Origin of the sequence: Hominisplanchenecus faecis, assembly GCF_020687205.1 — a bacterium.
GTDB lineage: Bacteria > Bacillota > Clostridia > Lachnospirales > Lachnospiraceae > Hominisplanchenecus > Hominisplanchenecus faecis.
In genome coordinates this window covers 19,863-35,195 of record NZ_JAJEQE010000016.1, presented here as the reverse complement: position 1 = coordinate 35,195, position 15,333 = coordinate 19,863, and the positions used below count along the sequence as shown (strand labels likewise).

Sequence of the window (15,333 nt, the reverse complement as noted above, 5' to 3'; positions counted from 1 at the left end):
CCCTGTGCCGTCCCCGGCACATTTTCCTTTTTTATATTTTACTTCAAAAAATTTTTACAGACATCGTCCATTTGACAAAAAAAATGGACATTTCCTCTTCAGAATGTCCATTTACAAAGAAAAATTTTCTTTTTTAACTTCAGGTAGTGTCTGGTTATTTTATAATGATGCTACGAATTGCTCCGTTACAAAGTAAGTCCCGCAATTTTTTAAACATTCGGCATCATCTCAGCATGTAGTCTTTTAATTGTTTTCGGTTGGAGATACTTATTTTGTTGAAAATACAGGTCATATGCTGTTTCACGGTTCTTGACGTGATCTTCATATAATCAGCGATTTCCTGATTTGTCCAGCCGCGGCTCGCAAGCATGGCGATCGTAAACTCTGTGGTTGTTAAATTATCCGCCACATATTCATTCGTGTCCGGGTTGTGGATCCGCCGCCAGCCAAAACTGAACTTATAAGTAATTGCGATGATCCGCTCATAATCTTCCGGATAATCTTTCTTAAGACAAGTCTCGATCAGCCCCTGCAGAAGTCCGTGGTGTTCGCCGATGCCTTCGATCAGACCATCCGGTCTTGCGATCTCCCACGCCTGCATAAAATATTTCTTTGCAAACTCTGTCTGCATCAGATTCATGGCATCCATTGCCGCCACCAGATTCAGGTAGATCATCGAGATCGGATACATCTCTTTTGTCGTCATCAGACATGCCTCCACGATGCCAAGAGAACGCTGATATTCCCGATCCAGATATGCCTTATGTGCAAGCACGTAAACACCCCACAGCTGTTTTCCTTTTTCGAATTCTCCGACATAATCTGACAGCGGCGGAATATCGCCAACCGGAAGATGCAGAAGTGTGTGTGCCGCGACAGCTGCAAAGACACCAAATGCCTTTGCCTTCCGATCCGTATTTCCTTTCATCACCTGATCGAGATTCTCCGTCAGCCTGTTCAGCCCCATCCGTGCCGAATGGATATGGTTCAGCGACAGATTTGCAAATGTATAGATCAGGCAGGCCGACATCTTCAGCATGATATCCGGATGATCCAGATACATTTCCGCATATTCTACCGCCTTCTCGTGATGGCCGCTGAAATAATAATATTCTGCGTACGCCATCATCTTTTCGTCCTGATCTGCAAGTGACTCAATAAAATCTATGCAGCCGCCAAGCGGAAAAGCAGAACTCATCAGAAGCATCGGCGTGTGAAACGGCTGTTCCCTGCGTTCCTCCATGTCCTTTGATTCTGCTGCCAGGTTTTCTGTATTTTCCACACTTTGCGTATTTTCCGGATTGTTCACAATTCCAAGAATATAATCCGTGGATACGCCAAACTCCTGTGCCAGAGCCATCAACATATCACTGTTGATCGTTTTTGTCTCCCCTTTTAAAATACGGCTGATCTGTGAAGATGTCACACCGATCCTCCTTGCCAGCTCCCTCTGGGAGATCTGCTGCTTTTCACACAGTTTTACGATACGTTCCCCCGGAGTCTTGAATGACTCCTCCTCTGATTTTGCATTTTCCTCCATCTCTTTCACCTCTGTAATGATTTTCCATCTTTCCCTGTATTCCCGTTTTTCGCCCCTCTATTTTAACACAGAATACCATCTGCTGCAAATCTGCATCACACCGGCCAGCACTCCCGGACAATCTGAAAGAAATCCGGTCCCATCAGAAGATTATCCACCGACACGCCTTTTCGCTGGAACAGATCAAAGATCACACCCCATTCGATTTTCCGGTTCATAACCAGATTCGTCAGCTCGGTGCGTTCCTTCTTCGAGAGATGGAAACGCTTTCGTACTTTTCGCTCTCTCTCTCCTTCTTCCCACTCGCAGTCCTCCAGATACAGTTCATAGACCTGCGTCAGATTCTCCGGCAGTTCATACACAAACTTGCCTCGCACGGATCTGTTTGCCACGATCGTCAGCAGAATAAATTCAATATTTGGAAATGACTTGATCATGCTGTTGATCCAGCCGGAAACGCCTCCGACCACATAAGGATAACAGCCCTCTGCTACAATACAAACCTTCATGTTCTTCCTCTTCTTTATCACTGATGCCGGGAATCATAGGAAAGCCCCGGTTCGTCAACCTGTATCCTTACGGTATGATCTTCCGCATGGATCAGATAAGCATCTTTTTCAATCTTTGTCTGACTTCCGCCTTCGATGTCCTCGATCTTTTCTCCGTGCGTCCGCAAAATAAACCAGCTGTCCGCTTTTGTCGTATTTAAAGTGATCACATTTTCTTCCCGCGATTCCGTATAATCCACATTCAGGAAGGTACGCACCCTCCGGTCGCTCTCGGAAAGTGTCGTCGCCGTAAAACAGTTAAATTTATTCCAGTAGGTCAGAAGATTGCTCGCAAATCGCCTCTCCATGATCTCCCAGCGGTCTTTTTCGTTCTGCGGCCAGAAAATATCCTGCAGATTCAGCATGATATTCGTATACCCCAGTGCACTTTGAATGCTTCGCATGCGAAGATCCGCACTGTATGTATAATGCATGCCGTCACCGACTACCGACTGCAGTGTGATCGAGTCCGAAGCATAGGACACGACCGGATGCTTCTCGGTATACTCACAGATCAGCGTACTGACATTTTTCAGCAGCTTTATCTCCGATAAATTCAGCACATCGGTAAGATCCCGTTCTTCCGCAAATGCTGCACCATAGCGATAATCACTGTCTGCATCTGCAAAAAATTCGCCGTCACGATCCACTTTTTCCTCCAGCGAATCTGCACTTTTATACTCCATGGAAAGACCTGCTTCGGCACTTTGCTCCTTGAACTGTTTCAGATAAAACTCCAGGAACTCACTGTCCGGCTCAATCCCGTCTTTATAATCTGCCTGGGGCTGGATAAAGCAAGTCATCTTCAGGTCGCTGTGTTCCACAATGGAGATCAGGGTCGGCCAGATAACATCACGTCCGACTCCGGTCACCGACTGACTGTACAGCTCCATCATTTCCGCATTATTTTCATCCGCAAATCCCGGGAAATTGACCATCGACAGATTCTGTGCATTTACGATCGGATAAATGCTGTACTCTGATGCCTCTGTCAGCATTCCATCCAGAATCCCGCTGGCCGTGCCATCTTTTAAATAATCGCCGACCACTGCAAAAATACTGCCCCGGTACATACCATTTCTCCAGATCAGCGTCGGCAGATCTTCATTTTTGATATCCCTGCTGGTTTCTTCCTTAAACATTCCGACCATATAGGTCTTGGTGCCGCTTCCAACCTGATACCACGGCACATCGAGCGTCAGATCCTGCCTGTCTTTCTCGTCATCTTTGACCGGTGTTTCATAAATCTGCTCTCCGCCAAGAAGCAGTCCTTCAAATAACTTTACACCATTAAGCTTTACTTTTTCTGAAACAACCTTACTGATTCCGAGAAACTGCATCAGTTCTTCATTATTTTCGATCAGAGTCGGATCTTCCAGACATCCGAAGACAATGATCGCTCCCCGTTTCTGAAAACGCTCCAGGCAGTCCAGATCTTCTCCCTGTGCATACTTTTCTGATTCCAGAATGATCATTTCCGGAAGATGAGCCTTGCTTTGAATGTATTCGTCTATGGATTTAACGGAAAACATATCCCACTTCACATAGTCCGCCCATCTCTTTACCTCCGTTCCCATAGCACCGGAAACATCGCCGATAAAAAGCACGCTTTTTTCCGAAATGAGTAAAGACAGATCCTTTCTTTCTGCTTCCGACTGTTCGATGACCTCTTTTCCGTCTGCTTTTCGCTCAGACAGACTGGCATTGGCATCATACTGGTTTGCCTGATCTCGCAGTACCATGGAAAACTGAGTCAGGAATAACAGTACAACCATCATAATCACAATACTGAAAAATTTTCTTTTTGAAACCATACTCTATTTTCCTGCCTCCTGTTTTCCGGATGCATCGCTCTGTTGCTGCGTTTCATTCGTTGCTTCACTCTGTTGCTGCGTCTCATCCTGTGTATCTTCGGCTGTCTCATCCTGCATCTTGTTCTGATTGTATCTGTAGTCTATCGCAAAATCATACTGATGATACATATTCTGCTCGATCTTATAGCAGATGAACTTATTGTCCTCATAATAGACCTTCATTTCATTCGGATAAAGCTCCATAAACGCCTGTGCCCAATAATACATTCTGGACATCACGATCCATCTTCCTTCTCCCTGATACATACCGATGCCGCCCACATTCGGCAGGGAACGGCTGGCTCCCTTTCTGGAGATCGACTGACCGCTCTTATCATAAGTAACGCTGTAATCCAAAGGTATTTTTTCAATAAAGAAATAAACCGTTTTCGTCGGAATGATGACTTTCGTATTTTTTTCCAGAGTTTCCATTCCACGCAGAAACGTAATCGTCTCATAATGCCATCCGTGATCCACTCCCATCTGCGTCTCATCGTTCGCCGATACGATCGTCCAGGTCTTATCTTCATTTTCATGGATAATATTGCTCAGGCAGGTGATCGCTCCATTCATCACAAAACCGCTGGAGAAATCGGACTGTTTGATCATATGATTCTGGAACATTCCCATCAGAACCGCTGCCGCAACAGCCAGCGACACAGCATTCCTTACCAGCCGCAGTTTCCGCAACGGCAGCACCATATACAGCAGTCCGTCTGCCAGTGCCGTAAGAGCCGCACTGAGCAGATAAACATAATAAATACTGCATCTTGCTCCATCCATCAACGGCGGCAGTCCAAACACGCCTGCACACAGCAAAATGGTCACGATCCACATACAGAATCCCATGGACATCAGCATTGCTCCATATCCTGGCTGCCGGAAAATACAGAAGACCAGTCCGAGCAAAAGCAACAGTGCAAAAGACGCCAGGATCATATAACCAATGTTTTTCACATCCAGTTTAATAATGAATTCCAGGATTCGACTGCTCATTTCCGATAAAGCATTTTTTGCTTTCCCCGGAATTTTTCGAATTTTTTCGCCAAAAGATACTTTTGGCACGGCCGGTGCCGTGGTTTCTGTCTGCGTCTGTCCGCCGCTTTCGTTCTCCTGTGCAGACGGCAGATCACTGACATCAATCTCCATAACCGTACCATCCGGCTTCACAACCCGCACCGTATTTTTGTCATCTCCGGTGGAGACTTCCAATGTTTCTGCTTCGTCTGCCTCTGTCTCTGTCGAAGAAGAACTTTTGCCTCCATTGATGACACTTAAGCCCCATCCGAGGGAACCCTGAAGCGGCGTTCCGGTCGCAAAAGCAATCCCCATCGGCAGCACCGCCAGAAAAACGCTGCAGATTCCCGTAAACATGATACGGCGAAAATATTCTTTACGCAAAAAGCGAAAACAAAATCCGCACGCGATCCCGATACAGCAAAGTCCGGCGATCATCGTGCCGTAAAAATGGATCGCCAGTGTCAGAGAAAACGTCATCGCAAAGCACTGCAGCGTAAGCCTCGTCTCTTTATTCGCCAGTTTCTGCTTCGGTATCTGAAAAAACCGGATCAGGAAATAAATGGAAGGGATCACAAAAATCATACCAAATTCCTGCGGCAGAGTCGCATAAAATCGTGAGTAAGTCTGGCCGGACCAGAAATTTCCAAGCAGAAATACAAAAGTTCCGATGTATGGAATGTATTTTGTTTTGCAGAGCTGCTTCATCATCGCCAGCAATACCAGATGCATAAAGATTACCTGAGCAAAAAAGAACTGGCATAAGATCACATACGTATCAAAGCGAAAGACTGCATGCAGATAATAGATTATGCAGTGAAAACCAAACGGATAGACACCTTTCGCAAAAATCTTTCCTCTGCTCATCTCATTGATCCAGCTCATATGCACCGGGATATCCGATGCACGATAACCATAGACTAAGATAATCTGTCTTCCGTAGATCCAGCACAGACACACTCCGATTCCCAGCAGAAGCATACTCTGGATCGGATTTTTCACAATATGACGATAGAAAAATTTCGCCAGTCTCTTTATTCCCTCTGCACATTTTCCAAGGAAAAGAAAAATTGCTGATTTTAATTTCATTCTTCCTCTCAGAAGTTTGCCAAACAAATGCCAGGTATTTCCCGCCTGCTGCTTTAAAGGAATCCGATTGACTCTGCCTCCGATTACAATACTCAATACCGCAGTCAGCCCGGCAAGCGTAAGGAAATTTGAAATATGCAACAGCTGCAGTAAGAACACAATATTGATAATATAAAAATTACCGAAGGTGTAACACATCAGAAACTGTTCTGCCAGACTTCTGCCCCGCAGGATCCTGCGGAACATCAGTGCCGGAAGTGCCAGTGTCACACCCATATAGGCTGCAAAAATGCCCAGAAATCTTAAAATTACCAGTGTTGTCATTGACATATCATTTCATCCTTCTGCATTACATAAATATTCGGATCAGTTCCAGTGTTTCTTTATCAATCGTGATGTCCGAAGCCTTCAGCTCGTTCATGACACGGAAAAAATTCTCCTTATCCCCGTTGGAAAAGAACAGTTTCAGCTGGCAGGTATAGCTCGAGAGCACTCCTGGATACTGCTCCATGGAACGCTGTGCCCACTTGCCGCATTTTTCATAATCTGGAATCTCCATCAACCTTGCACACAGTTTTTCGTAGACCACACTGCTGATCTTTTCCGGTTCCAGACTCCAGGCCTTCTCAAGTACCTCATCCATTCGCTCAATCATGGAATTTTGTTCCAGATTTGTCAGAATTTTCTGTTCCAAGATCGGATTCATATACTCGATCAGCTCAATGCAGTGCTGCACCTGCTGTTCATCCTCCACCTGGCTTAACTGATACTTCTCCTGTACGTTTTCTCGAAATTCTCCAAGTACATCCTGAAGGATCGAAGCTGCATAATGTGCTGTCTCCGTATCCTCATTATTCAAAGCCAGTGAGATCGAAGACAAATATTTTCGGTAATCTCCCCGGATCACATTCATCATAAATGTACGAAGGCTCTTTTTATCCGTAACCTCCAGAGCTTCTTCGATGGAAACCATATTTCTTCCCCGCTCTTCATCCGGAGGAATAAAGGTTTTGACTCTCTCTTTGCTGAAAACAACATCTGAAAGATCCATCGCCTGTGCCATAAACAGCTTGTACAGCAAAAAGGCCGCACAGAGAAACGTCGGTCCGACCACCGGGCATAAAAGCATCACGATCGCCTTCATCCATGTACTGAGATTTTTTTCTTTTCCTCTCAAATGGTTCCAGATCACATAGATCACAACCACAATAAAGTTTATCACAAGTAAAAATATAAAAAATTTCATTCTCCGGGACATACTTTATCTACTCCACAATTTCTGTACGATATCCATTCTCCTCAAATCGCTTCTGAACGATCACGGCATTTTCCTGACCGGTATTAGCAAGCAGCACATAAAGCTGAGCATCTTCCATAACACCGATGTAATCACTGTCTCGCATCTTTTCAACCATTTTCTGGCCAACCTCCTGATACTGTTCCGGCTGTACACAGACTTTCAGCAGCGTACATTCTACCAGGTTCTTTTCTTCTGCTTTCACATAGGCCTGAACCAGAGACTCAAACGCATCTTTTTCCAGAATACGGGAGCCATAGCTGTAACGCTTTTCTTCTAGGGCCTGTATATATCTTTGTGCCCGCAGCACGGCATTCTGGATCAGGTAGCTGACAACCGTCAGGAAGTTTGCCCGTCCAAGTGTCATCTTCTCCCAGTTTAAGCCCCAGAGCATAATGACCATCTGCAGTTTTCCATCCTCATAAATGCCCCGTACCATAAGCGGATAACGTTCATCCATCGTTTTATTGATATACACCTTTTCTTCCAGAAGTTCATCATAGATTTCCGTCATTTCACGGTAGCGGATGGAGTTTCCAAGACTTCTCGCCTTTTCCGAAGATGCCGAAAAGAGACGTGCATAATCATCATTCACCACACTGTAAAATGCCACATCTTTTGTTTCCATCAGTTTTGTGAGCATTTCAACCGCATGGAAGACAACCTCATCCGGCATACTCTGATCCAGCTGTCTTGTGATACTGTAAATCTTTCCAAGACTGTCTTTCTGGCCGACCAGCTGCTGTTCCATGACCTCACGCACACGCACGTTGCTCTCGTTGATATCACGGATATCCACGATCTGCCTTGATAAATGCTCCTCCAGCTCCGCACTCTCCGCCCGCATCGTACGGATCTGATCTCTCATATAGCCCACAACCAGTCCCAGAATAAACAGCTGTGCGATCCAGACATAAGTATTATAATCTAAAAGTACCTCAAAACCGGTCCTCGTATACATCTGCCGGAACATATATCCGGCTACCGCACAGATTGCCGAGAACGTTGCCTGCTGCTGCCCGTACACGATTGCAAACAGCAGCACATAGAGCAGAAACGGGTCCAGATTTGCAAAATATTGACTGCCGACCGTTCGGTTATTGAGCATGAAAAACGGAATAAAACAGATCAGGTTCTCAATAAACGGTACCAGTGCCCGCACCAGCCATTTCCATTTCTCCCAGAGGTTTTTCAGGATGGATCCCTCTTTATCTTCATTTACAAATACATCCTTGTGCTTCTGCATATAAAGAGCCATCTTTTCAATGATCTTTTTGCAGTCGCAGAATGTGTAAACATCAAATTCTTCTTCAAATTTTCTTCCGGAAAGCACACATCTTCCGTTTTTCCCCGGTGTCGTCACGATGTTTGCTTCACTTTGCATCACCTGCAAGATCCAGGATGCCAGCTCTACCTCATTTACCACATCATTGGATGACAGATGATAGATCGAATGTGCCCTTTTCTTACTTTTTACTACCTTGTAAATATATTCCACGGCATCTTTCTCGTACAACATCGAAAAGGTGTGGTTCTCATCCGCTTTGATATATCCGTCACGCAGATACTCCAGACACATGCCCGCACAGATATTGTTGATATCATTTTTATCCTTCGGAATGCTGTACAGATGATCCAGCCGCAGAACCGTGATATCCAGTCCCCGGTTCACCCGGAAATTCTCACACAGCTCCTCTGCCTGTGACAACGCTGCCGGGCGTATTCCATATCCGGAAAATTTCTCTCCTTCTGTGATATCATCCGGATAATCGCCACTGAAAACCTCATCCGAAGACAGATAAATCAGTTTGCCTCGGTTCACCACCGAATAGGCCACCAGGATATTCACCATATGCGAAATAAAATGAACCGTCTCTCGCTCCTCGCCATTCCAGAGATAGTTCGTATCAAAAGCTCCCAGCAGGATCGTTACATCCGGATTGACACTCTCGATGATCTCATTAAGATTCTCACTGTCATACGGAAAATCGTACCGTTCAAATACTTTTTCATATTTGTTGTGTTTATATTTATCTCCCGTCAGCAGAAAAACTCTGTGCCCTTCTTTTCGAAGCTTGAGAATGATATTATTCATCAGGCTGCAAGTGCCGCCTACCAACAGAATATTCATACATTTCCCCTTTTTCAGTTAGTTGTAAATCAAAGATTTGCGTTCCGCTTTCGCCTTTTTCTATTCACACTCAAATGCAGACCTCTCCGGAAATCCCTCCGCAAATGCTGCATTGATCTCCGCTTTCGCCTTTTCAAAATCAATGCCGTGATTGCTGTCATTGACACAGGCAATTTTTCCTGTGTGCTTTCTGATCATTCTGAGCAGCTTTTCATTGTGATCTGACACATCAAAATATTTACAGAGCCAGTAGCTGTTTTTATTCACAAAATCACCGCTGAGCTTCTGCCATTCCCGGATCACATACTGGCTGACATCCTCCTTGTGACGAAACGGATGGCTGCACACCTTCCTCAGAAGCTCCGGCTCCGCCTGCCACAGCATCTCATACGTGCTCTTTTTAAGCGGCGACGGACCATGTACCGTATAAAAGCCCGTAAACCTCGGAAAAGCCATCTCCATCACATTATAGCAGTAATACTTCAGTGGGTATCCCACATGGAAATAAGCTCCCGGCTGCTTTTTCATATTTTCATACTTATCAAAATGCTTTGCCAGCAGTATCGCATTATTTAAATAAATGTAGGACATCACTTCATTATCCTTATTCGCCACCACCGGCTGCAGAGCCAGCATATCCACCGGTTTCCCGTGTTTGAAAAAATGCGTCGGTTTCACTTTATTTAACAAAAACATATCATCATTAAAATACAGAAAATGCTCCGACAGTCCCTCGATCCTGTGAAAATTCCACTCGATCGTATGCGAATTAAACGTCGGCAGAAACTCCTTTGGAATAAAATCCTCATGCTTTACGATATGCAGCTTCGGGTGATCCACGTTCAACCATTCCGGCATATGTCCCCAGGTAACAAAATGGATCTTCCGCACCCACGGTGCATACTTCTCAACACCCCGGAACCAGTACTGCAGATTGTCCCAGTCCCGGTAACGCTCCTTCCTGCCATCTATATGAACACCCAGTCCCTGAGCAATCAGCGTCTTATCCTTTTCTTCCTGCCATTTTGGGTCATTTCCATCTACCCAGGTAATTACAAAATCTATTGGTTCTTTTTCTCTCCTGTTCACTTTTTTTCTCACCTTCAGTTAAAAAATGCCTCCGCCATTCCCCTGTCATATATTACATTTTTTTGCTTCCGGCATTTCGTTTCTTTTTCTCTGGTATCACACTCTTTTTCATTTATATTCCATCTTATTTGCTAATTAGTATAACATAAATTTGCTTTCTGTTTTCACAAAATTTAATACAATTTTGCAAGAAATTTTTTCATATTCTTTTAAAAAATTATCTTTTTTTTCACATTATCCGGATCTATACTTTTTATTGTTTTACAGTCAAGCGGATATTCGCAATCCGCTTTGCTACTTGCTCATAACCAAATAACTGCTCCGCAGTTTATCAGAAGGTGCTTGCACTCCTCCTGATACAAGCAAGTCCCCACCCACTGCTTATTGCTTTTCTCAATTGAAGCAGGGGACTTACTTGATTTGGTTAAAAAACAATCAGATTCATGAAACAAAAAAAGAGAATCCGTTTATCCCAGATTCTCTTTCACTGCCGCCCATGCTTCCAGAAGACGTTCCATCTGCCATGCCGCATTCGCCGGACTTGTCGATGGCAGTTTTACGATCTCCCTTCCCGTGATCGGATATGCATATTTCTGATACAATTCATAAGCCTTCCCGCCATTTGCATAAATCTGCCGGATCGGTGCATGATCTAAAATCCTTGACAGATCTGCCGGAACTACATTTCGGATCGAACTGTCACTCGAACCGATGATATCACACTTCGCGATCACATCCCACACCGCGATATGTTCTCTTAACAAAAAACCGTTCTTTTCCTCCACCGTCCCCGGAACCTCACATCCCGTCAGATTCGCAAGCACCTTCCAGAATCGGTTCTGCGGATGTCCGTAATAAAAATTCTGCTCCCTGGACTTCACTGACGGAAATGTCCCCAGGATCAGTACCTTCGAATGCTCATCAAAAACCGGTTCAAATTGATGAGTAACTGTCTGATATTCCTGCAAAATTATGTCCTCTTTCTTCTTTTGTTTTTCAACTGCATTTATCTTCCATTATATCGCACTTTTTCATTTTTTATATAATGATCTGCAAAGAATTCTCATATTTCCATTCGAAATTTTGCTTTTTGCATTTTTTATTTTCATACATGACGTTCCTGCAGCTCATGCAAATGCCTGTACTTTTCCCTGGTTGCTACACCACCGCGGATATGACGCTCTGATTTGTTCACATCAAGAACCTCGCGTGCCTGAGCCGCCAGCCCCGCATCAATCTGCCGCAAACGTTCCGTGCAGTCCTTATGTACCGTACTCTTGCTGATCCCAAATTTCTTTGCTGCCTGACGCACCGTAGCCTTCGTTTCAATTATATAATACGCAACTTCCACTGCCCGCTCTTCAATATAATCCTTCAAAAAAATCCCTCTGCATGCATCTTTTTACAATGTATGCAGAGGGATTTTGGAGTATGTCTGATTAAACTTTCGCCAGAAACATCTCATTCCGTTTTGCCAGCTTCGCTTTTCTACTTCCTTTCTCCTTCCATAGCTGGTTTCTTATTTCCGGAAAACGTTCGAACAGTTTTCTGCCAGTAATCCCCTTCAGATACTTGACGATTGCTGTTATGGACAGCTTTGGTGGAGCTGTTACAAAGCAGTGGACATGGTCTCCTTCACCACAATAAAGCGGACATGCACACTCCTGTGCTTTCATCTCGGTAATTGAATTGCCGAGGATTAGATTTCAGGCATACTTGCTAATTTCTTCTATTCAGCCTTCCCCTCTGGGAAAATAATTTTAAACACAAAGAAAAAAATCACCATGGAAACTCCACCTGTAATAATTGTCACAAGCATGTTATAGACTGCCGGGGCCACATATGCAGATGCAACTGGCATCCACAGATTATTAAATCCATTACAAATCAGTGAAATTACCACCCATGCAACAAAATACCAGATTGCCTGATATACGGGATTTCCATGGCTTTTAAAAGTAATATTTCTCTGAAGCGGAAAATTGATACACTGTGCAAGAAATGACCCTAATTCATAACTGATAAAATAGCCAAGTCCACCACCGATCAATATATTTCCCGTTGCATCACGCAATACATTATACCCAAGCAAACTCCATGTAAATTTTACTCCAAACAGATTCATGGAAACCTTTGGCCACATAAATTCTGTACCAGCCAGACCAATTCCCAAAATCCCTGGTAAAAATGTAAATACAAGATACTGGAATACTGTCACGCCCATACTGAATATAACAAAATAGAATATCTGATAAAGCCATTTTGCAATAGCAGAATGTTTCTCTTCAAAACATTTCCATATATTTTTTATATGATTCATCTGCACTTTCCTCCGGCTCCTTTTAATAATTTTTCATATTTCTTATTATTTCTTCTGTTTCTGAAATATCCGCCAATTATTTTTTTTACCCCAAGCATAAAGTGGCCATTCACAGCATCGACAATTCCATATACCATTTCCATACTGACTGCCCCACCGGTCATCTTGGCAATCCCTCGAAACGGCATATTGTAAATAAAAAGAATATTCAGATCCGGCTTTCCCTGTGCCTCACTCTTCTTTTTCATTTTTGTGAGACATCTATATATCAGTCTTGCAAGTTGGCTTTTTGCATAATACATCTGACAAATTGCATCATTGATTTCCAGATTTCCACTCCATCTTCTGTTCGGTATCTCATGGCCAAGAAGTTCACGAAATTCCTTATCTGATATTTTCTGCACGATTCCTGTATAATAGTAAGGCATTTTTGCCGGATTATAAGGATACCCTTTACTGTTTCCTGTTCTTTCGGTCATACCTGTTAAACGAATATCTACAACACTGGCTCCTACCATAATCTGATAAGTTCCTGTTTCTATTTCCCACTGTCCCGTTTTTATATTCCAATAACGGAATGTCTTATCATCAAAGGGAATTCTGATCTGTCTGCGTTCTCCCGCCTTCAGATAAACTTTTGCAAAACCTTTCAGTTCTTTTTCCGGTCGGAACACGATTGCATTAGGAAGTCCTACATACATCTGAACAACCTCTGCTCCATCTTTGTCACCTGTATTGGTAACCGAAACTTTGATTCCATCCTCTTCTATGATAAGATCAGAATATGTAAATTCCGTATAGGAAAGCCCAAAGCCAAATGGATATTGCACCCGGACTTTTGAAGTATCATAATAGCGATATCCTACATAAACACTTTCGCGGTATTCTGATGTCTTCTCATTACTCGGATAATATCGGAATGCCGGTGTCTGTTCATAAGTTATGGGATATGTTTCTGCCAGTCTTCCTGATGGATTCACTTTTCCGGTCAGAATATCCAATGTTGCAGAAGCACCTGCCTGTCCATTCAGATAACCATGCAAAATCGCTTTGCAGCAGGTGTGCCATGGCATTTCTATCGCAGATCCTGCACTCAGTATTCCAATAATATTTTCATTCACTTTACTGATATCCTGCAGAAGATCGATCTGATTCTGTGGAATACGCATATGTGTTCTGTCCAGTCCTTCTGATTCGCTGATCTCATCAAGACCAAAGCAGAAAATCACAATATCCGCATTCATAGACAAATTTAATGCAAACTTTCTGTCATTCTCATCTACATCCCCATTTCTCTGATAGCCTCTTGTCATTCCCAGAATATTCAAATCATATTGTTGCAAAATCGATGATATGTTTTCTACTTTTGTTGGATTGACCATAGAAGATCCTGCCCCCTGATATCTGGGTGAAAAAGCAAAATCTCCAATAACAGCGATGGATTTTTTAGTATTCAGCGGAAGAATCTGTTTTTCATTTTTCAGAAGAATCATGCTTTCTGCTGCTGCTTTCCTTGCCAGTTGATGATGTGCATCTCTGTCAAAGTTTTTATCTGAAAGCTTCTTCCCTGATGTCAATTCCATCACTGCATCCACCAGTTCTCCAACTCTTTCATCCAAATCCGCTTCCTTCAGCTTTCCATTTCGGACAGCATCAATCACTTCTCTTGCAGAATCATACCCACAGGACGGCATCTCCAGATTTGAGCCGGCAGCAACACCTTTCACATGGTCATTGCTTCCGCCCCAGTCCGTTACTACAATTCCATCAAATCCCCATTCTTTGCGCAGGATATCTGTCAAAAGATGTTTGTCCTCATTAGCATAAATCCCATTAATCTGGTTGTAACTGCTCATGATTGCTTTTGCGTGTCCTTCTTTAACAGCTATCTCAAAACCGGTCAGATAAATTTCTCTTAATGTCCGTTCGTCAACAACTGCGTCCATTGCCATTCTCCGGAGTTCCTGACTGTTAACCGCCAGATGCTTCGGGCAGGCATAAACGCCTTTACTCTGTATTCCACGAATATATGACGCTGCCATCTTCCCGGAAAGATATGGATCTTCCGAAAAATATTCAAAATTTCTTCCACATAATGGGCTTCTTTTAATATTCAATCCCGGGCCAAGCAGAATATTTACATCCATACTTGCTGCTTCTTCTCCAAGAGCCTGTCCAATCTCTTCTCCCAGATCCTGATTCCAGCTGTTTGCGATTGTTGCTGCTGTGGGAAAACAAGTTGCATTCAAGGATGCATTCAGTCCCAGATGGTCTCCTGCTCCTGCCTGTTTTCTAATTCCATGCGGTCCATCTGAAAGAAAGATGGACGGGATGGAAAGCCTGTCAATTTCTCTGGTCTGCCAGACAGTTTTTCCACTAAGGATCGCTGCCTTTTCTTCTATTGTCATCTTTTCAACTAATTTTTGCTGTTTCATAACTGTTTTCCATC

The 15,333-nt window shown here is 43.6% G+C and carries 11 protein-coding genes and 1 pseudogene; all 12 read right to left on the bottom strand.

Features of this window, described 5'->3' with window-relative positions; genetic code table 11:
* Positions 1–223: 223 nt before the first annotated feature.
* The 12 genes and pseudogenes from LKD42_RS06590 to LKD42_RS06535 all read right to left on the bottom strand — a co-directional run bounded on the left by LKD42_RS06590 (position 224) and on the right by LKD42_RS06535 (position 15,319).
* On the bottom strand, positions 224–1,540 hold the full coding sequence (locus LKD42_RS06590) for a helix-turn-helix domain-containing protein (protein WP_248835194.1): 1,317 nt from the start codon (positions 1,538–1,540) through the stop codon (positions 224–226).
* Between the two features lie 95 nt (positions 1,541–1,635).
* Positions 1,636–2,049, bottom strand: a complete 414-nt coding sequence (locus LKD42_RS06585; protein WP_248835185.1) for a DUF3492 domain-containing protein — start codon at positions 2,047–2,049, stop codon at positions 1,636–1,638.
* 17 nt (positions 2,050–2,066) lie between these two features.
* Positions 2,067–3,902, bottom strand: coding sequence for a DUF2194 domain-containing protein (locus LKD42_RS06580; protein ID WP_147632710.1), 1,836 nt, complete (start codon positions 3,900–3,902; stop codon positions 2,067–2,069).
* A 3-nt stretch (positions 3,903–3,905) separates the two neighbouring features.
* A complete protein-coding gene (locus tag LKD42_RS06575; RefSeq protein WP_248835184.1) occupies positions 3,906–6,377 on the bottom strand; it encodes a hypothetical protein in 2,472 nt (823 codons plus the stop codon).
* 19 nt (positions 6,378–6,396) lie between these two features.
* Positions 6,397–7,293 carry a hypothetical protein gene (locus tag LKD42_RS06570; protein ID WP_147632709.1) on the bottom strand — a complete coding sequence of 299 codons (897 nt, stop codon included), beginning with the start codon at positions 7,291–7,293 and terminating at the stop codon, positions 6,397–6,399.
* A gap of 19 nt (positions 7,294–7,312) precedes the next feature.
* The gene (locus LKD42_RS06565) at positions 7,313–9,475 is read right to left on the bottom strand and encodes an NAD-dependent epimerase/dehydratase family protein (RefSeq protein WP_248835183.1); all 2,163 of its coding nucleotides are present in this window, start codon (positions 9,473–9,475) and stop codon (positions 7,313–7,315) included.
* A gap of 60 nt (positions 9,476–9,535) precedes the next feature.
* Positions 9,536–10,576, bottom strand: a complete 1,041-nt coding sequence (locus tag LKD42_RS06560) for a Stealth CR1 domain-containing protein (RefSeq protein WP_248835182.1) — start codon at positions 10,574–10,576, stop codon at positions 9,536–9,538.
* 455 nt (positions 10,577–11,031) lie between these two features.
* Positions 11,032–11,535, bottom strand: coding sequence for a DNA-deoxyinosine glycosylase (locus tag LKD42_RS06555; RefSeq protein ID WP_248835193.1), 504 nt, complete (start codon positions 11,533–11,535; stop codon positions 11,032–11,034).
* Between the two features lie 134 nt (positions 11,536–11,669).
* Positions 11,670–11,942 (bottom strand): sporulation transcriptional regulator SpoIIID, encoded by a 273-nt coding sequence (gene spoIIID, locus LKD42_RS06550; protein WP_248835181.1) that lies wholly within the window; start codon positions 11,940–11,942, stop codon positions 11,670–11,672.
* A gap of 124 nt (positions 11,943–12,066) precedes the next feature.
* Positions 12,067–12,240 (bottom strand): annotated as a pseudogene (locus LKD42_RS06545) (transposase); the annotation flags it as partial.
* Positions 12,241–12,293: 53 nt separating this feature from the next.
* Positions 12,294–12,884 (bottom strand): hypothetical protein, encoded by a 591-nt coding sequence (locus LKD42_RS06540; protein ID WP_005423172.1) that lies wholly within the window; start codon positions 12,882–12,884, stop codon positions 12,294–12,296.
* A complete protein-coding gene (locus LKD42_RS06535) occupies positions 12,881–15,319 on the bottom strand; it encodes a glycoside hydrolase family 3 C-terminal domain-containing protein (RefSeq protein WP_248835179.1) in 2,439 nt (812 codons plus the stop codon). Before LKD42_RS06535 ends, LKD42_RS06540 begins: the two co-directional genes overlap by 4 nt.
* Between the last annotated feature and the right edge of the window lie 14 nt (positions 15,320–15,333).